Below are 19,360 nucleotides of genomic sequence, written 5' to 3' on the forward strand. Positions count from 1 at the left end.
ACATTTCCTCTCTTACTGGAGAAAACGGAAATTCTCGCGGAGTTGATGACTCCTTTAAACCACACCTGACCGGCTGCTGTCATTAGCCCTGCTGTCTTGGCCTGGAGAATCAGTCGCCCGCCGCGACACCGAGAAGGCACGCTGAACGCACACCTTCTTATCCAGCGCAGACACAGAAGCCTGCCCACAGCATTCATCCGATCGGACGCAAATAGCTCGAAACCACTATTCGCCGTTCGACCGTACCCACTGGAAGGCAGCCGGGAAGGCGGGAGTATGACAGCACCCGAAGAGGACGAGAGATTCGGTCACCTGGCCCGGCTGGGCTGGGACCTGCGCGGCCTGGGCTACGATATCTCGCTGGTCATGCCCGCGACCGGCTCGCCCGTCCTGCAGATGCACACCAAGACCGGCGCCAGGCTTCACATCACCGCCATCCGCCGTTACTGCGGCTGGGTGTTCACCTGGCGGCCGTGGTGGGCGCGGCTGTGGCGGCGCGACAGATGGGTGGTGGCCGATGCCGACAATGCCGCCGCCATCATCGCCGCAGAGGTGAATGCATGAGAAGGCCCCTTCGTCATGACGCTACCAAAACGGCATTCCGGAAAGCCCCGCATACGACTGATTTCACGAGCTTCCAGGCGACGGAGATAACTGTCCGCGAGGCCCACGACTGGGCGCTGCACGCATATGTAGAGCGGCCGACATGAGCACGCGGGATTTCCACAGCGCACACCTCAAACCAGCCAAGAACGGTCTCACCAAGATCAGCTGGTCGGCCTCCACAGACAGGGTCGTGTCCATCAGGGTCAGAAGTCACACCTGCGACTGCGTCCCCACGTCATACGAGCTGTGCGAGGCGGCCGGCCTGGCCTTCATCCGCCGCACCGTACGCTCGCCCGCGAGCACCCACGTCAGCGAGAGCCCCTGGCAGCCAAGGGCAGCGGCGATCAAGCTCTGGACAGCTCTGCTGGAGGGGTGGGCGCGGTGAACAGGCATGACTTTCCCGATCGAGGCGCGCGCTTTCCGGTCACGGGACATCTCGACGGCCCTCCGCGAGCAATCCCGCCGATGCTCGCTCCGTCCCCCGCACCAGGCGGCAACGAGGCGAGCTGGGACCTGCCCGCCGCACCTGAAGCGGTGGCCGCAGCGCGCCGGCTCGTACGCGGGACCCTTGCAGCGTGGGACCTGTCCGCTCTGGCCGACGACCTGACCGTGGTCGTGTCGGAGGTCGTGACCAACGCGATCGTGCACGCGAAGTCTGCGGTGACCCTCTCCCTGCACCGGCAGGGCCGAAGCGTCCGGGGCGAGGTGGCCGACCACAGCCCCGTCTGGCCGACCCCGCTACCTGCGGGGCCGGACGAGGAGCACGGACGCGGGCTGGCCATCGTCGCGGCCTACTCCGAGCGATGGGGTGTCGATCCGACGCCGGACGGCAAGATCGTCTGGTTCGTCTGCGAGGGACGGCAGGCCCCATGAACGAGTCGCCGACGTCAGAGAGGGCTTGTCCCTCAGTGCAACCCAAAGTAGATGGCAAACTGTGAGCATGCGATCACCAAGAGCGAGGTTCTTCAATACCGCCGGACCTTGCGACCCGAGGCGCCACTACATGCTGCCGCTCACGCCGCAGCTCACGCAGGTGCGTGAGCTCATCGAGAGGGACCGCTGCTTCGCGCTCCACGCGCCTCGCCAGACCGGCAAGACGACCGCGCTGCACACCCTGGAGTCCGAGCTGAGCACCGAGGACGACACCGCCGCCCTGATGTTCTCCTGCGAGACCGCCAGGACGGCCGGCGACGACTACGCCGCCGCGGAGGAGATTCTGCTGCACAAGCTCCGCGAGGCCGCCGCCTTGTCGACACTGCCCGTAGAACTGCTGCCGCCGGATCCCTGGCCCCAAGTCGCGCCGGGCAGTCGGTTCGGTGCGGCGCTGAGCGAATGGTGCCGCCGCAGCCACCGCCGGGTAGTCCTGATTCTGGACGAGATCGACGCCCTCCAGGGCGCCAGCCTGGTCAGCATTCTCAGGCAGCTCCGTGACGGCCACAATGCCCGGCCTGAGGGCCGTCCCTTTCCTTCGTCCGTGGTGCTGTGCGGGCACCGCGACGTGCCCCACTACAAGGTCGCCTCGGGAGGCAACCGCGATTGGTCGAATCCGGCCGGCCCGTTCGCCATCATCACCGAGTCACTGCGGATGGGCGACTTCACCGCCGACCAGATCGCCGAATTGTACGACCAGCACACTCAGGCGACCGGCCAGGCGTTCACCAAGGGCGCGGTGGACCGGGTCTTCAACCTGACCCAGGGCCAGCCCTGGCTGGTCAACGCCCTCGCCTACGAGATCACGTTCCAGATGGGGACGAGCGGCGCCATCACCACCGCACACGTCGATGAGGCTAAGGAGCGGCTGATCCAGGAGCGGCCCGTCCACCTGGACGCTCTAATGGCGCGACTCTACGAGCCCTGGGTGAAACGGGTGATCGAGGCAGTCATGGAGGGCACACCACCGGGCACGAACGCTTTATCGGACGACGACGTCTCCTACGTTCGCAATCTGGGTCTCATCCGTAGAGCCGGAGCGCCAGAGATCGCCAACCCGATCTACCAAGAGTTCCTGCTGCGGCACTGGTTCCTGTTCTCCGACCTGCTGAACCGGGGACAGCACGGACCTTTCACCGACGAGGAGCTGGTCCAGGCTCGCCTCAGACTCTTTGGAACGACGAATGCCGGCAAGGTTCCAGGTGAGTCCTGCTGAGACCCGAGAGACGCTGAGGTACTTGGGTACCATGGTCGCAGGAGGGATAGATATGGCTGCCCCGAAGCGTCAAGCACCCCTGAAGATCGACCCCGCGACGGACGCGCTGATCTCACAAGCTGCGCATTTCCTCGGCATGACCAAGAAGGACCTCGTGTCCGAGGCCGTCAGAGGCTATCTGGAGCAGCGCCGTGAGGAGATCCGCAAAGGCATGATCGAGTCCATGAAGGTGCTGGACGGCTCGCTCAGCTCAAGCGTCGCCGCGCTGACCGGACTGTCACGCGAGAAGATCGATCAGCTCGGCGGCGTCGGCGAGTGGGAGGACTGATCTCATGTCGGTCCGCCCCACGCTCAGATGTCTGCGCGACGACCTACGTCTGCCAGTCCCCTCGGCTCAGACGACACTCGACCAGATCGACCATCCTCTCCTACAGAAGGCAAACGAGCAGTTCGCCGCCCCTGACATCCCTCATGAGCGGATCCGAGCCATCGAGGACGTCGTCCTCTTCAAGGTCAAGAGCGGCCGATGGCGAGGTGCGGTCCTCACCGACGAACCCGACTCCGAGGTGCGGGACTGGCTTGTGGCTGCCGGCATCCGCGAGGACGGGTCCAACGACGACTTCTACACCTCTCTGCACAGGGAAGCCCGTACTGCCAGGCAGCGATACAACGCCGAGCACGACAAGCCATTGACCACCGACACGTATGTGGGCCATCTCCTGCCCGATCAGGATGATCACGATCGTTACCTTTTGGAGGCAGGCACTCGACTCGCACTTCGCCTCAACACCGAACTGCGCGCCCTCATCCGGGGCTCACTACATGACGGCCACGAGCATGCCGCGGACTTCCCGGCGTTCCGCCTTGGCGTGATCGTCCGCGCCGACGATGGCCACGAGACCTACGTCGCGATTCGAATCACCGGCTCAGTCCCAACAAACCTTACCGCGATGATCCTTTCTCGCGTTCCTGGCTGCGCGTTTGATGCTTGGTTTCCCGAATACACCCTGCCCGAACGTGATCTGCTACCCGCCGAACAGGTCTGGTCAAATCTGATGGACCCCAAGGCAGCGTCACAGCTTCTCGACGAAGTGTTCTAGATGGAAGGGCTCCGGCCCACAGGATTGGATCACTCCGCCGCAAGCGTGTGCAGCAGGCGATCGAAAGCGGTGATATCGGCGCATACGACTGAACGAGCGAAGCCGATCTCTGCTTTGCCGTTGTTCAGTCTCTTCGGAAAGCGACGCAAGTTGGAATTGTGGGACAAGTCGGGGCTGAGGCTCAGACCTTGGCCGGCCTCGATCGCCTCAAGCTTCTCGGCAGGGGTTTCCGGGTGGATCATAACTTTGATGACCTGGCGGATGACACGCTCGCGGTCGAGGTAGATCGTCACGTGGCTCCTCGGATCGCCTAACTCGCCGACGTACTTCGTTAGGTGGGTCAATTCATACCCCTGGCCCGCCGCAACGTCGATGAGGCGCTGCTCGAGCTCCGTCAGGGGGTGCTTGGTGAGATTCATTTGGCCTCCTCGACCGATGTCGACCCAGAATTCGCCCTGAACCATCGCGATCTCCTGAGATTCCTGGCTCAGTGATCCGCTCACCCATACCCTAGTGATCCATCACTCGCCCTGGGAGGTTCCGCGTGCCGCAGCTCGCCTTCGCCAACAGTTTCTGGGAGAGCTTCGACGCTCTGGAGAAGCCGGTCAAGGCGGGCGTGCGCAAGGCGATGAAACGGTTCCAGCAGCTGTCCATCGCTGAGCTGTACGCCGACAAGGGCTTGCACCTGGAGTCGGTGGTGAACGCGCGAGACCCCCGGATGCGGACCATCCGCGTCACCGACTTCTGGCGCGGCGTGGTCCTGGCCCCGGACGACGGGACCGACACGTTCCTGCTGCTGAACGTCGTGCCGCACGACGAGGCCTACGGGTGGGCGGCCAAGCGGCTCTACACCGTCAACTCCGCCACGCACGCCCTGGAAGTGCGCAACGTCGTCGCCATCGAGCAGCTCACCCCGGCCCTGGAGCAGGCGGCGGCCGAGGCGCCGTCACTGCTGTTCGCCGTGCACTCCGACACCGTGCTGCGCGATCTCGGCATCGACGACCAGGTCCTGCGCGCCGTTCGGACCATCATCGACCAGCCGCAGCTGAACGCGTTCGCTTCTCTCCTGCCCGAGGACCAGTTCGAGGTCCTGCAGTATCTCGCCGAAGGGTTCTCGCCCGAGGAGGTCTACCAGCAGGTGGTGGCCGAGCGCCGCCCCGCCGACGCCTCTGCCGACGCCGACCGGAGCCTTGAGCGGGCGATCATCAACACCACCACCCGCATCACCCTGGTCAGCAGCGCGGACGAGCTGACCGACGTGCTCAACAAGCCGTTCGCCGCCTGGCGGGTCTTCCTGCATCCGTCGCAGCGGCGCGTCGCCTACCGCCCGTCCTACAACGGCCCGGCCCAGGTGACGGGCGGCCCGGGGACGGGCAAGACGGTGGTCGCGCTGCACCGGGTCAAGCATTTACTCGGCCGCTCCCCCAGCAGCAGGATCCTGCTCACGACGTACACCACCGCGCTCGCGGCGACGCTGCGGGAGAACCTCGCCCTGCTCCTGGACGACGACACGCAGCTCGCGCGGGTGGACGTCACCACGGTGAACGCCTTCGCCTACCGCACCGTGCGAGAGCTGGCCGGACGCGTGCCGAAGATGATCGGCGACGCCGACGAGCGGCAGGTGTGGCGGCGCGTGATCAAGCGGCTGGACCTGCCCTGGACCGAGCAGTTCCTGCACCAGGAATACCGTCACGTCGTCCTCGCCCAGAGGATCGCCTCGCGGGGCGAGTATCTCCAGGCGCCCCGGCGGGGCCGTGGCACGGCGATCGGGCCGCGGCAGCGGGAGCAGGTCTGGGACGCGGTCGAGGCGTTCACGGCGGAGCTCCACCATGGCGGGGTCAGCACCCATCTGCAGCTCTGCGCGGAGGCGACCCGGCTGCTCGGCGGCTCCGACCTGCGGCGCCACGGCTTCGACCACGTCATCGTGGACGAGGCGCAGGACCTGCACCCGGCGCAGTGGCGGGTCCTGCGCGCGGCCGTCCTCGACGGCCCGGACGATCTTTTCATCACCGGTGACCCGCACCAGCGGATCTACGACTCCAAGGTCTCGCTCGGCTCACTCGGTATCTCCGTGGCCGGGCGCAGCGGCCGGCTGCGCATCAACTACCGCAGCACGGCGGAGATCCTGACCTGGTCGACCGGCCTGCTCGACGGATCGCTCGTCGAGGACCTGGGCGGGCAGGGCAACGAGAGCCTCTCCGGCTACCGGTCCCTGCTGCACGGCAGACGCCCGCGCACGGCCGGTTTCCCAAGTGAGCAGGCCGAGGTCACGGCGGTCGTGGAGCGGGTGCGGGAATGGCTCGGGCAGGGGGTGCGGCCGAGCGAGATCGCCGTCTGCACCCGGTTCAACATCCTGCTGAACAAGGTCCACGACCGGCTGGCGGCCGAGGGCATCCCGGCGGTCAAGGTCAAGGACCAGCCATCGGCGAGTGCCGAGGGGGTTCGTCTGGCGACCATGCACGCCATGAAAGGGCTGGAGTTCCGCTGCGTGGCGGTGGTAGGGGTGACCGCCGGCGCGGTGCCGTTCGCCAAGGAGATCACTCCCGCGGAGTTGGACCGGCTCCAGCACGAGAGCGACATGCTGCGTGAGCGTTGCGTGCTCTTCGTCGCCTGCACGCGGGCGCGCGAGGCGCTCTACGTGTCGTGGAGCGGCGCGCCCAGTCCGTTCGTCGCCCAGAGATCTCAGCAGTAACTCTAGAACAAGCGTGCGAGTTTCCTGGTCACTACACCTACTGGAGGGTATGATGAAAACTGCGTCAACAGAGTCGCACCAAGGTCTGGAGACCTGGGCGGGCTGATTTCAGGAAGGGCTTGATATTCATGGGCGAGCGCCCTGTCGTGGTGACACTCGCCGAGATCGCGCGCATCGCGGGGGTAGGACGAGCCGCCGTCAGCAATTGGCGCAGACGGCATCACACCTTCCCCACCCCCGTCAGCGGTACGGACACCAGCCCACAGTTCTCCCTGGATCAGGTCGAGGAGTGGCTCCGCGAGCACGACAAGCTCGGGTCGTCCACCGGTTCGCTCGAACGCCTCTGGCCGGCTTTCGAGGCTCTGGGCGATCGTGACCGCATGGGGCGGGTCATCGCCGAGTTCGGCGCCCGGCTGCGAGATGCGCCTCACCACGAGCTCGATCCCGGCGAAGAGCAACTGGTCGATCAGGCTCTTGGGCTCTCCCGGCATGAAGGCGGTCGCGAGACTTTCCAATACCTTCTCGACCGGTGGCTCGGCACGCACATACGTCAGATCACCACCACGCCGGCTCCACTCGCTTCGTTCATGGCGGAAGTGGCGGCCCGGGCCAGACCGGGAGAGATCAGCGCCCTGCTCGATCCCGCCTGCGGTGCCGGCGGGCTGCTCCTGGCCGGCGCGGAACGCTGGAAGGGCACATGCCGCCTTCTTGGCCTTGAACGAGACCCCGTCCTCGCCATGCTGGCGAAGTCCCGGTTGTCGCTCCTGGCCGACACGCCCGAGATCGAGGTCAGGACGACCGACACCTTGCGAAGCGAAGCCTCGGCCGCCACCGCTGACGTGGTCCTCTGTAATCCGCCCACCAATGAACGCGACTGGGGACACGCGGAGCTGGCCACCGATCAACGTTGGCTGTTCGGTCTGCCACCACGAACCGAGTCCGAACTCGCCTGGGTGCAGCACATCGTCTCCGCGCTGGGCCATGACGGCGTCGCCGTCGTGCTTCTGCCGCCCGCCGTGGCCTCACGACGCGCGGGCCGTCGCATTAGGGCGGCGATGCTGCGTGCGGGGTCGCTCAGAGCCGTCATCGCCCTGCCTCCAGGTGCGGCTCCGCCTTTCGGGGTCGGCCTGCATTTGTGGATCCTGCAGCCACCGGCCCAGCGCCGGACCGCTCCTTCCGTCCTCATGGTGGACACGGCCGACTGCCGGGCCACCTTGTCAGCCGCCCGCGCCCAGGCTGTCGACTGGGACGCCGTCCGAGATCGGGTGTTCGGCGCGATGGCAGGTGAGGCGCAGGAGAGCAGCATCGAGATACCGGTCCTGGACCTGCTCGGCGAGGAGACCGATCTGACTCCCGCCCGGCATGCGCCCACCAGCCTGTCGGTGTCGGTCGTCAATCATCGCCGCGCCTGGCGGCAGTTCGACTCGAGCCTCCAGGAAGCCTGGGATCTGGGAAAGGTTCTGCGCGATCTCGAGGTGGTGCGGGAGGTCGCGGACACCCACGCCGTCGCGGTCGCCGACCTGGAGCAAGCCGGCACGCTGGCCCTGACGCCAGGACAGGCGATCCCGGACGAATACCTGCGGCGGGGTGAGCGGCCCGATGGCGGGGTTCCGGTGCTCACCGTCACGGATCTGCGGGAAGGGCAGCCGCCCCAGTTCTGGATGACCGCCGAGGACGTCGAGCAGCTCGAACGGGACAAGGCCATCACCGTGACATCGTCCAACGACGTCGTGGTGGTCGTTCCGTCGGCCGAGTTCAGCGCATGGGTGGACGTCGCGGCGCCCACGGTCCTGGGGCCGCACATCCATCGGCTCCGGCCCGACACCGAGCGTCTCAACCCATGGTTCCTGGCCGCCTGCCTGCGCGCGCACTTCAACGCACGGCAGGCCGGCACACACGCCACCACCACCTCGCGAGTGGATCCGCGGCGTCTCCTGGTGCCTCGGCTCCCCATCGACGAACAGCGCAGATACGGCGACATCCATCGGCGGCTGGTGCGTTTCGAACAGGCCGTCGCGGAGGTGGGCAGCGTGGGGGCGACACTGAGCCGGACGCTCACGGAACTTCTGGCGGCCGGGCAGCTCAAAAAGAGCTGAGCATCGTCTCGACCTCATCGTGGTGGCCCCATTCGACGAGCTCCGCGGCGAACTCACGACAGCGCTGATGCACTTTGGCGGGCGGGAGGGACAGGCTGCGAAGCTCGACGACGACCGCCTTCCACAGGGTGAAGGCAGCATCGGTGTCGTCCTCCTCCGGCACCAGGCATTCGGCGACGCCGACGCGGGCTTCCAGGAGGAGGTCGATGTCCTTGACGTCGAGAGGCGTCCGCTCCACGGCGCGGTACAGCCTGCCGGCTCCGGGCCAGTCACCTTCGAGCCGCGCATGATCCGCGCGGACCAGCCGAGCCCGTACGACAAGGCGCTCACGCGGACCCCATGCATCTTCCACCTCCCTGAGCCGCGCCACCACGCGCTCCGTCTGCGTGCCAGGCTGCTGCGCCATCACCTCGTGCTCAGCGGCGTCGAGCAGGGCGCCGAACTCGCGGCGGCTCGGCATCGTCCTGCGTCTGACAGGAGGGCGCTGCCGCTGCACGGGGGCCGGCTTCGCGATCACGGGCAGTGAGTCGCGGCCTTCCCTGAACGGCCGAGTGGGATCGGGGTCCAGGCGGGGCGAGGGGGCGGGATCACCGAGCCGGGGAAGGTAGCGGCGCAGCACCTCCAGCCCGTCGGCCAGGCTCGGCCTGATCCCGGGCTCCTTCTCCAACATCCCGTGGAGCAGATCGGCCAGGTCGGCGCCCACGGGGTACTGCGCGGGGTCGAGACGCGGCGGAGGATCGCTACGGTGCCGCTCCTCGACGCTTCGGTCAGGGAGATCGCAGAACACTTGTTTCGCGGTGATGAGCTCGTACACGATGCAGGCGAAGCCGTAGAGGTCGGCAGCGACGGTCGGATCCTTCACGCCTCGGATGATCTCCGGCGCCATGTAGCCGGTGCTACCGGGGGTGTGGCCGTGGCGCGTGTAGCGGGTGGCCTGCGGGTCGGTGGGCAGGGCGATGCCGAAGTCGATGATGTGGACGGCGCCATTGCTCGCGAGCACCACGTTCTGCGGCTTCAGGTCGCGGTGCACGACGCCGCCCTGGTGGATCCTGTCGAGGATCTCCAGGATCTGCGCCCCGATCGCGGCGGCCGCGACGATCGGCGGCGGCCGGTACTGGGAGAGGAAGTCGCGCAGGTTCTTCCCCGGGATGTACTCCATCACCAGGCACGGCTCCCCACGGAAACGGCCGTGGTCGAGCAGGCGCGGAATGCCCGGGCCCGCGAACTTGTCCAGGAGATCACGCTCACGGTCGAAACGCATGAACGCCTCGTTGCGGAGACGCCGCTCATCGGCGTCATAGGGCGACGACCAGTAGTCGCGGCCAAGCTCCTTGACCGCCACCGTCTTCTTGGTGCGCAGGTCCTCGGCCAGCCACACGCGCGCCATGCCGCCTTTCTTGAGGGTGGCCTTGATCCGGAACCTGTCGAAGAGCACGTCTCCTGGCCGCACTGCGTCTCCCCTGTCGCTGACGTTCACACTTGGCGTTCCCCCAACAGAATACAGAGTATCGCTTGACTTAGTTCACAGAGTCAGCTTTCCTGTGAGCGTGAGCACTTTCCCAACCCCTTCCGGGCTCAGCGGTCGATCCGACGTGGTCAGGATCGGCCTGCCCTTGCTCCGCGAGGAGGCGGACGCCTGTGCCTGGGGAAGGGCCCTGCGGGCCCGCCCGCTCCTTACGCAAACCCCGGAACGCTCCCGCAGGAAGCCCGTGCAGGACTTCTTCTTCACACCGGTGCAGAGCATGCTCGACGCGATCGAGCGCCGTGGCAGCAGCGTGCAGGCCGCGCTGGCGGATGACCGGCACACCCGCAACTGTCACGCCGTCCATCGCGCATGGGCACTCGAAGCCGTGCCGACCTACCTGGCCGCTCGGGCACGGCACGAGGCCGCCGGATATCCGGTCACGTTCCCCGTAGCCGCCGAGTGGGTGGGACTGAGTCGGCTGCGCCAGCCGGATACGAGGGGGGTTGTGCAGTACGAGCGCACCGCATGGTGCCGAAGGTACGCCACCCGGGACGGCTCTGTGCGGGAAATCTGGATTCCGTCCATCAGTTCGGCCAAGGAGAACCGGTCGGAGGCGGAGATCGCGGCCGCCGCCGCGATCGCGGCGACCGGAGTACCGGCTCGCGGGTCTTTCGGCGAGCCTTACCGGAAGGTCGAACCCGATGCGGTGAAGCCGCAGCGGGTTCGCGTCATCGGCGTCGGCCTCGCCGACGGCAAGCCCCTCGTCCTGGCGGACTGGGATGCCGAAGAAGCAGTACGCCGCTTCGAGGAGCATGCGAAGGAGCGGTACGGCGCCGTCCTCGACGGGCGGGCACTGCGCCCGGGATCGGACTGCACCACCTGTGAAGGACTACTCGGCTGCGCGGCTCTTCCCGAAGTTCCAGGGCTGCTGGGTGTACCCGCCCCTCGCCGTCCTCGCAAGCGGCGCAGCGTATCCATCAGCGACCTGCGCGCCTACAACTCCTGCCCGGCGCGCTTCCATCTGACCCGGGCCCTGTTCATCAAGGACGGCAGGATCGAGAACGAGGCGATCCGTCGCGGCCGTGCCGTCGATGCGTGGCTGAACGACCGGCACGGCCAAGACGCCCGGACTCCTTGCCGAAACGTTCCACTTCCTACCGAGCTTCCGGGCCTGACGGAGGAGGAACTGTGCCCCGCTGTCCGCATGATCGAAGAGCATCGCGCTTTCTGCCCGCTTGAGGGGCTGCCGGAGAACGAACTCGTCCGTCCCCAGTGGCGTCTGGCCGCCTACGACCCGGTGGTGGATGCGGTCGTCATCGCCGATCCCGACCTGCTCTACACCGAAGCGGGCGGCTGGGTGTGGCGTGAGACGAAGACCGCCTCGCGACGTACCTGGGAAGGCCGTTCCCTGCTCCGCGAATATCCGCAGCTCGCGCTGGCCGTCTTGTTGATGGCGGCCGGCGTCCCCGGCGGCGATCCTCGGCGTTCACGGATCGAGTTGGAGATCCTTCGGGAGAACGGGTCGGTCTGCGAGGAGATCGACCCGCTCGACCAGGCCGCCCGCGACGAGGCGCGCGAGATCGTCACCGAACTCGCCACCGGATGGGCGCACGACGAGACCTACTCCCCCACGCCCGGCGACCACTGCGGTGATTGCGAGGTCCGCCGTTGGTGCACCGCCCCAGGAGAAGCCCGATGACCACCGACACGTTGCCTGACGCCGCCGCGGACTGGGCCGCGCACCAAGGCATTCCACTGGTCCGTACGCTGGCCGGCGCCATGCTCGCGCTCGACGCGCAGACCGGGCTTGACGCGTTCACCCTGCCCTACCCGCCGGAGGCCCAGCGGGCGCTGGACCGCACGGTCCTCGCCTGTCTGCTCAGGGAGGCCACGCCACCGGCGAGCCTCACCGAGCTCGTGTCCTGGTGCAAGGAGGTGCCCCTCGCCGACTGGCCGGTGGACCTGCCCGCGGACGCGATCGGTCCTGAGGACCGGCTGCTCGACGCGGACTCCGGGCGGCCCACCGAGCTCTGCCACGAATGGGCCGAGCGCACCCGCGACAGCGCGCTGGCCTTCCGCGACCGCGAGATCATCCACACCGCGCTGCGCCTATGCCGGGCGTTCGGCGAGGAGGAGGCCTACACCGCCTTCCGCGGGCTGCTCGTCAACCGCCCCGTCCTGACCGCGCCGGAGAGTTTCGAGGTCCTCAACGACCTGGTCCTGGAGCCGGTGCACGAGTTGATCCGGCGCATCTACCTCCCGGTTCCCGACAGCTATCGGTACGACGGTGAATACGTCTGCTGCGGGCGCTGCCTGACCCTGCTCACCCCCGTCCATGACGGGGAGTGGTGGTGCGAGCGCGACCACTGCCGCCGCCAGGGACCGGCCCCCCTCGGCACGCGGCTGCGTCCAGCGGAGGTGGGAGAGGTGCACCAGGTCGAGCGGCCGGTACGGCAGTTCGTCACCGGGCCTGGACGTGCCGAGGCGGCGTTGGAGGAGGAGCTGAAGGCGTTGGGGCTGGCGGTCCGGATGTGGCCGGGCTATGACGCTTACGACCTGCTCGTCACCTTTCCCGACGGTCACCGCTGGGCGGTCGATGTGAAGGACTGGGCTAACCCGCTCTTCCTCGGCCGTTCGGCCCGCCCGGTGCCGCAGGAGCCGCCGTACGACGAGGCGTTCTGGGTCGTACCCCACCACCGGGTCGCGGCCAGGCGCGACTACATCTCCGTGTACGAGCGGAACCGCCCCTCCCAGGCCCGCGACCTGCCGCTCCTCACCGACACAGACCTGATCGGACGGGCCAGGGCCCGGGTCCGCAAGCAGAAGGGGGACAGCCGTGCGTGATCGCGAAAGCTGGCACCGACCGGTCAGCCGCGAACTCGGCCAGGTCTGGAGCGGCCTGACCGTAGCGCTGCAAGGCATGAAACCGGCCCATCTGTGTCAGGTCGAGCTGGCCCTGCGGCTCCTGCAGCGGCTTGCCCCGGGAGAGCCCGCCGAAGGCGTGTACACGCTGCTCGGCGGCTACCCCTTCGCCCGCGCGGCCGGGCTGGCCCGCACCGCTGAGCACGACACGATGCTCATCGCCGCCCGGCACCTCCTCTGGACGCTGCGCCGACGCCGCGCCTGGCACCAGGCCCTGGACCTGTACCGCCAGGTGCCCGCAAGGTTGCGCGCCTACGAAGTCCCGGAGGACGGCGGCCCCGCTCTTCAGCTGACCCCGACGATCGCGTACGACCGCGTCACGGTCTACGACGACGCGCTGGCCGAGCTGCCGCAACACGCGCGCAAGCCGCTTCCCCTCGCCCCCGCGGGGCGGAGCGGGTTCATGGACCGCCGCCGTCCCACCTCCGTCACCATCCCCGAGGCGCTGATCTTCGATCCCGTCCCCGGCCACGACCTGGCGCAGGGACGTCCTGGCGGAGGTGACCCGCTGACGATCAAGCGCTCCGAGCTGCTCGCCACGGCCGTCTGGATGGATGAACGGGAACGGGAGCTGGGCGCGGAGCGGCCCGGTAATTGGGAGGAGCGCATTAAGGAGCTGCGGTTCGCGCCTCGCGACGCCGACGGCCGGAACTTCAGCGAACGAGACGACATCCATCTCAACGGGCTCATGCACCTGGCCGGCATGGTCGGCGCGGGCAAGAGCACGCTGATGACGCTCGTCGCGGTCTGGGCCGCCCGGCGAAACCTGCGCGTCACCCTCGTCGTCGGCGACGTCGCCGAGCAACTGCGGCTCTGCGAGCTGCTGAACGATCTGGAGCTGTCCGCCGTGCCGGTGCTGGGACCCACCACGCGGGAGACTCATGTGCAGCGACTGCATCGCCGGCTCGCCTCGCGCGGCCTGGACAACCTTCTCGACCATGACGCGGCAGGCTTCGACGACCTCAGCACGACGTGTGTGATCGACGGGCTGCGGGGCACGGAGGCCGTCCAGCCGCTGCGGTACGCCGACGCACCGTGCACCGCGCTCTACCCCGAGCAGCAAAAGGCACAGCACACCTCCGACATCGCCCTGCCCGAGCCGTACCAGCCGGGCGAGGCCGCGCAGAAGCGCCCGGCCGACGAACTGCGGGGCAGCCAGCGTGGCTGCCCGGTGTGGGCAAGATGCCCACGTCACCGGGCGGCGCGCAATCTCGTCGACGGACTGATCTGGGTCGCCAACCCGGCGAGCCTCGTGCAGAGCGCCGTCCCACAGCACCTGAACGAGGAGCGGCTGCGCTATCTCGAGCTCGCCTGTCTGCTCAGCGACATCGTCATCGTCGACGAGGCCGACTCGGTCCAGATGAAGCTGGACGAGATCTTCGCCCCCTCGGCGACACTCGTCCGCCCGGATCCCGAGTCCTGGCTCGACCAACTGCACACCCACAAGATCGAGGAGCTCTCGCGGCGCGGCCGGCTGCCCCTCACGGACCAGGACATCGAGCGGTGGAACTCGGCGCTGACCGTCGTCACCGCCGCCACCGACCGGCTCTACCGGCTGCTCATCTCCGGTCAGGAGCTGCGTGACTGGGCGGACATCGAGTACTTCAGCCCGTGGACCCTGCAGGAGAAGCTGCTCGGTGACTGGTTCGACGAGCAGCACCCTGGCCCCGAAGGCGTACATGACGAGCGGCAGCTGTACGAGCCCTACGACGACGATTCGCCGGACGCCGACGAAAGCCACCTCGTCCTGGGCTCTCTCCGTGCACAGCTCACGGAGCTCCTGGACGCCTTCCGCGACGATCCGCTGGGCGACTCCGGCCCGTACGGCACCAGCACCGACGATGTGATCGACACCACCCGCGACCTGCTGCACACCCTCAACACGGCCCGCACCCGCGCCCGTGTCAAGGCTCTGCTCGACAAGCTGATCGAGGGAACACCCGCCTCCGCGCGGGACGACGCCTGGCGCAACGCGACCTGCCGGCGGCTGGAGTTCCTGCTCGTGCTGTCGGCTCTCCATCAGCGGCTGGAACGCCTGACGTTCCTCTGGCCTCAGGTCGAGGCCGCCCTCCGGCTGGACTCCACCGGCAACGAACTGGCCAGGCGCCCGCCGCTCGACTACGCACCGCTCATTCCCGAAGCCCCGATGGGCAACGTCCTCGGTTTCCAGTACCTCCCGGACGAGCGGGAACGCGACGAGGACGGCAACCACAGCGGCACCCTGCGCTTCTTCCGGTGCGCGGGCGTGGGCCGGGAGCTGCTTCTCTCCCTCCACGAGCTCGGCGCGGACCCTGGTCAGGAACGCACGGGGCCGCACGTGGTGCTCATGTCCGGCACGAGCTGGGCCGGAGCGTCGACCCGCGCCCACGTCTTGGCGCCTGTGGGTGCCGTGCTCATGCCGTCGGAACGCTCGCTCCAGGCGGTGGGAAGGTCGCGGTTCGCCACACGCTTCCTCTACGACGCCGACGGAACGCCCATGAGCCTGTCCGGGACCGACCCCAAGGTCCGGCCGATCGCCGCCAGGGCTCTCGCCATGCGCCTGGGCAGCCCCGGACGAGGTGGCGGTGCGAGCCCGTTGGAGGAGGAGCTGGCCCTCGTCGGAGACGACAACCGGCGCCGGGCGATCCTGCTCGTCGGCAGCTACAAGGAGGCGAACGCCGTCGCCGACACGCTGCACGGGCTGGACCGCTGGCGAGGCAAAGTGCGGGTGCTGGCCGCCGACGACGCCGACCTCGACCAGTCCGTACGCGGCATGGACCCGGCGATCGCGGAGCACGCCACCACGTTGCGACGGGGCGACCTCGCCATGTTCGCCGAGGACCACGATGCCGAACTGCTGGTGGCACCCCTGCTGGCGGTCGAGCGTGGACACAACATCCTCAACACCGAACGCAACGCGGCCTTCGGCACCGCCCTGTTCCTGGCCCGGCCCCATCCCCGTCCCGACGACCTGGCGCTGGCGATCTTCGCGGTGAACGACTGGGTCTGCCGCTTCGTCCGCGACCAACGGCGGCCCGACAACCGCACGGGTCCGGCCACGTTCGGCGAGCTCGTCGCCAAGGCCGCCGGGCTTGACCGGGCCGGGCTCGACTTCCGCCACGAGGCGCGGCAGGAATGGCGTCGCCTGCTGTCCCGGCGCTACGTCTACTCCCGGTTGTCGCCCTGGGAGAAGCGGGCCTTCGCCTGGGACCAGCTGGTCACCGCGTGGCAGGTGATCGGCAGGCTCGTACGGGGCGGGGTGCCTGCCCGGGTCGTCTTCGTCGACGCCAGTTTCGCCCCGAGGACGGCCCGCGCGCTGGCCCCCGGCGCCACGGGCCCCGTCCCCCTTGACGACGGCCTCCTCACAGCCCTCCGCTCCATCCTCACCCCGTACTTCGACGCCGGAGCCGATCCTGCGGCATTTCCGGACCCGGCGGATCCGGCCCTCGCCCGGCTGCTCTACCAACCGCTGTACAACGCCCTGTCCGACCTCGAACACCACCGTTGAGGACACCGTGCCCGTCAATTACGACTCCATCCGCGCCGCCTCGTGGCAACCCGTCTCGCCGGAGGCCACCGTGGTGGGCCGCTACCGCGCGCTGCGCTTCCCCGAGACTTGGCGCGAGGCGATCCTCGCGCTCTGCAACCTGGGCCGTCCCGAAGGGGCCGAGCCCTACCGCACGGTGCCCACTCACCGCTTCGAGCAGGTGATCCAGACCTTCGCCCCCGACCTCCTGGTGTTGCCCCGTCCCTCGGAGCACTGGCTGTACGTGCCCGAGGAGGTCGCAGACCCGCTGCCTGGCCCGGTCTTTCGTGCGCTGCTGGACCGCTGGCTCGGCGACTTGCGGCCGGAGGCGGAGCACCGCGCGTTCCTCAAGGACGTCCGCGCCGAGCTGGCGGCGTCCCCGCCCGTCTGGGAACCGGTCGAAGCCGAGTTGCTCCGCTGTCCCACGACCCCGGTCGGCGGCACGGCCGCGCCGCTCGCGCACCAGTTCCCGCTCAGCACCGACTGGCTGGCGAGGCGTGTGCTGGCGCTGGGTCCGTACGAGCACGCCGCCGGCCGGCTCCACTTTCGCGCCGTGCCCCGCGGTCCTCGCGACCAAGGCGCGGAACTTGTCTCTCAACCGCTTCCTGCGCCGTCCGGCACACGTACCTGGTGGTATTCGGTCCTTCTCAACATCACCCTGCACACCGTTCCCTTCGACCCTCTCCCCCGTTTTCATCTGCACTTCGGCATCCGCCGCTGGGCGACGCGGGTCAGTTCGACAACCGGCAGGGTCCACCTGCCGTACCGGCGCAGGACGACCGTGCTGTTGCGGCCACGGGTGCCGTACCTGGCAGGCGCTCCCCTCAGTGAGCGGTACGCGCTGGCCAAGGTGGAACGCCGCTGGGACAAGGAGCGAGGAGAGTGGACCGCCGGCTGGGTGAACGGCGGTCCGGCCGGCATCCTGCGCGGGATCTCGTTGGCCGAGCCTTTCCCCGGCGTGGACGACCTCCTCGCCGACCCGGAGGGGTGGCTGAACCAGGGGCTGCGCGCGGGCATCGTGTACAGCACGGCCATGGGCGGCCACCAGGTCAAGGCGGGCCTGATGTCGCATCAGCGTTCCGAGCTCACCGAGTGGGCTGAGCAAGCCCTCCCTCCTGAAGTGCGGGCGACCTCCGCATGGGTCCGCACGCGACGGGCGCGGTCCGCCAAGCCCCTCAATGCTCCTCCCACCGTGAAGAAGGAGAACAAACCTCAAGAAGACACCCGCAGAGCGGAGGAACGGCGGGTGGGCGCGGCCTTCGCGATGTCCTCGCTGACCTCGGAGGCCGCTGCGGGAGCGCCTCCCACGCTGGAGGCACGGCTTCTCTGGCAGACCCGTGAACTGCGTGAGGCCGCGATCGCAGGACTCGTCGAACGCCTCGGGTTGAAGGGCGAGGGCGGCATCTTCACCGAGACGCAGTACGAGGCCGCACGCCCCGGCGATCCGGTGACCCTTGAGTGGCAGTCCGCCGAGCTCACCGTGCGGCTGCGCTGCGTCAAGCTGACGGCCGGCCTCGGAGAAGGGCTCGCCCTGGCGCCGAAGGGAAAGCTCCGGACCTCCTCGGCGATCGGCGCGGCCATCCGCGACCGTCGGGCCGGCGCCCGCTCCTGGCTGGCCGACGACATCACGGGCAAGGCCCCCACGCTGGCGCTGGTGGAGCTCGACCGCAGGGCCGACTTCGAGACCGGCGACCACGACCCCAAGTTCGCGCTCAGGCTCGGCTTCGCGGACGCCGGCGCGGTCACCCAGTTCGTGTCGGTGCCCAAGAAGGCCGGACGATACGACTCGGTGAAGAACCTCGATCACCGCGTCTCGATGGCCTGGGACGACGGCCTGCGGCAGCTCGGCATCCGGGTGCACCCCGAACACGGCCTTGGCGAGACACTGCCCGTCGGCCTGCGGTACGCCGCGGTCTGGCTCGTCAGGAAGAACCGCACGGCACGCAGCCGGTGGGCGGCCTGCGTCCCGATCGCTGTGCTCGTGACTCCGCGACGGTCGGGCAGCGGCATCGCCTATGTCCAGGGGTGGGACCCCGAGGCGAATGCATGGGTCCCTTATCCCGCGTTGCTGCTGAAGCTGACCCGGCTGGCGGAGGTCGCCGTGCCCGGCACCGAGAACGGCGAAACGGGCAGCTACTACCGCGCCATGGACGAGCAGCGGCGTGACACGGAGGAGTGGCTGCAGAAGATGCTGCGCTCCCTGCGCGGCGCGCCCACGCTGCTCCTCGCCCAGGGGCAGAACGCCCGTTCGCACTGGACATGGCTTCAGGACGGCCACGTGGAACCGGACCGCATCCGCGACGGCCACGCGCCGGCTCGGCGGCTGCACCCGGACCTGCGGCTCGTCCGCGTGCGAACCGCGCAGGGCCGGGAGACGCCTCAGTGGTGGGGCATCAGCCCGAAGGACGAGGCGAACGGACTGCCGTCCCACCTGTGGGTGCCGCAGGGCGACGGGGCAGGCCGCGTCTTCTACAGCACCACCCCTAAGCCCGTCCAGTTCCAGACTTCGGCCATCAAGGCCGACAAATTGGCTCCTCGGCGCGCCGGCGAGGGCGAGAGCGACACCAGGATCGACACCAACGTCCCCGGCTGGAATCCCGGGCTGGTGGAGATCGCCGTCCTCGGATGCCATCGGGACGACGGTGACGACCCGGAATCCCTGGCGCTCGCCGTGCACCAGCTGCGTCAACCGCCGGACTACCCGCAGGCCCTCGCTCTGCCTCTCCCGCTGCACCTGGCCGCGCTCGGCCAGGAGTACGTCCTGCCGACACTCGCCGAGGAGGACGAGGAGGGTCTGGATCCCATGGACACCGGCGTGGATTGACCAG

General features: G+C 68.4%; 14 protein-coding genes. 12 read left to right on the forward strand and 2 right to left on the reverse strand.

Annotated features, from left to right (window positions below; translation table 11 throughout):
- Positions 1-276 precede the first annotated feature (276 nt).
- The 6 genes from ABD292_RS00190 to ABD292_RS00215 all read left to right on the forward strand — a co-directional run bounded on the left by ABD292_RS00190 (position 277) and on the right by ABD292_RS00215 (position 3,852).
- On the forward strand, positions 277-564 hold the full coding sequence (locus tag ABD292_RS00190) for a hypothetical protein (protein WP_344204111.1): 288 nt from the start codon (positions 277-279) through the stop codon (positions 562-564).
- Between the two features lie 142 nt (positions 565-706).
- Positions 707-991, forward strand: a complete 285-nt coding sequence (locus ABD292_RS00195; protein WP_344204113.1) for a hypothetical protein — start codon at positions 707-709, stop codon at positions 989-991.
- A gap of 80 nt (positions 992-1,071) precedes the next feature.
- Positions 1,072-1,479, forward strand: coding sequence for an ATP-binding protein (locus ABD292_RS00200; RefSeq protein ID WP_344204116.1), 408 nt, complete (start codon positions 1,072-1,074; stop codon positions 1,477-1,479).
- A 130-nt stretch (positions 1,480-1,609) separates the two neighbouring features.
- Positions 1,610-2,752 (forward strand): ATP-binding protein, encoded by a 1,143-nt coding sequence (locus ABD292_RS00205; RefSeq protein WP_344204118.1) that lies wholly within the window; start codon positions 1,610-1,612, stop codon positions 2,750-2,752.
- Positions 2,753-2,774: 22 nt separating this feature from the next.
- Positions 2,775-3,080, forward strand: coding sequence for a hypothetical protein (locus ABD292_RS00210; RefSeq protein WP_344204120.1), 306 nt, complete (start codon positions 2,775-2,777; stop codon positions 3,078-3,080).
- Positions 3,081-3,084: 4 nt separating this feature from the next.
- On the forward strand, positions 3,085-3,852 hold the full coding sequence (locus tag ABD292_RS00215) for a hypothetical protein (protein ID WP_344204121.1): 768 nt from the start codon (positions 3,085-3,087) through the stop codon (positions 3,850-3,852).
- A gap of 29 nt (positions 3,853-3,881) precedes the next feature.
- Here ABD292_RS00215 and ABD292_RS00220 read toward each other — a convergent pair whose 3' ends face one another.
- Positions 3,882-4,271 carry a hypothetical protein gene (locus tag ABD292_RS00220; RefSeq protein WP_344204123.1) on the reverse strand — a complete coding sequence of 130 codons (390 nt, stop codon included), beginning with the start codon at positions 4,269-4,271 and terminating at the stop codon, positions 3,882-3,884.
- A 125-nt stretch (positions 4,272-4,396) separates the two neighbouring features.
- On the opposite strand from ABD292_RS00220, the gene ABD292_RS00225 reads away from it, so the two are divergent.
- A complete protein-coding gene (locus ABD292_RS00225; protein WP_344204125.1) occupies positions 4,397-6,544 on the forward strand; it encodes a UvrD-helicase domain-containing protein in 2,148 nt (715 codons plus the stop codon).
- A 128-nt stretch (positions 6,545-6,672) separates the two neighbouring features.
- Positions 6,673-8,640, forward strand: a complete 1,968-nt coding sequence (locus tag ABD292_RS00230; protein WP_344204127.1) for an N-6 DNA methylase — start codon at positions 6,673-6,675, stop codon at positions 8,638-8,640.
- Here ABD292_RS00230 and ABD292_RS00235 read toward each other — a convergent pair.
- Positions 8,627-10,117, reverse strand: coding sequence for a serine/threonine protein kinase (locus ABD292_RS00235; protein WP_344204130.1), 1,491 nt, complete (start codon positions 10,115-10,117; stop codon positions 8,627-8,629). The genes ABD292_RS00230 and ABD292_RS00235 overlap by 14 nt on opposite strands.
- A gap of 232 nt (positions 10,118-10,349) precedes the next feature.
- On the opposite strand from ABD292_RS00235, the gene ABD292_RS00240 reads away from it, so the two are divergent.
- From ABD292_RS00240 to ABD292_RS00255, 4 genes are read left to right on the forward strand one after another with little or no spacing between them, the layout of a single operon-like run.
- The gene (locus ABD292_RS00240) at positions 10,350-11,804 is read left to right on the forward strand and encodes a PD-(D/E)XK nuclease family protein (RefSeq protein WP_344204132.1); all 1,455 of its coding nucleotides are present in this window, start codon (positions 10,350-10,352) and stop codon (positions 11,802-11,804) included.
- A complete protein-coding gene (locus tag ABD292_RS00245) occupies positions 11,801-12,949 on the forward strand; it encodes a pPIWI_RE_Y domain-containing protein (protein ID WP_344204135.1) in 1,149 nt (382 codons plus the stop codon). Before ABD292_RS00240 ends, ABD292_RS00245 begins: the two co-directional genes overlap by 4 nt.
- Complete coding sequence (locus tag ABD292_RS00250) at positions 12,942-16,514, forward strand: pPIWI_RE_Z domain-containing protein (protein WP_344204137.1); 3,573 nt, start codon at positions 12,942-12,944, stop codon at positions 16,512-16,514. Before ABD292_RS00245 ends, ABD292_RS00250 begins: the two co-directional genes overlap by 8 nt.
- 7 nt (positions 16,515-16,521) lie before the next feature.
- Positions 16,522-19,356 carry a pPIWI_RE module domain-containing protein gene (locus tag ABD292_RS00255; protein WP_344204138.1) on the forward strand — a complete coding sequence of 945 codons (2,835 nt, stop codon included), beginning with the start codon at positions 16,522-16,524 and terminating at the stop codon, positions 19,354-19,356.
- The last annotated feature ends 4 nt before the right edge of the window (positions 19,357-19,360 follow it).

Source organism: Nonomuraea bangladeshensis (assembly GCF_039529455.1).
In the GTDB taxonomy this organism is placed as follows: domain Bacteria; phylum Actinomycetota; class Actinomycetes; order Streptosporangiales; family Streptosporangiaceae; genus Nonomuraea; species Nonomuraea bangladeshensis.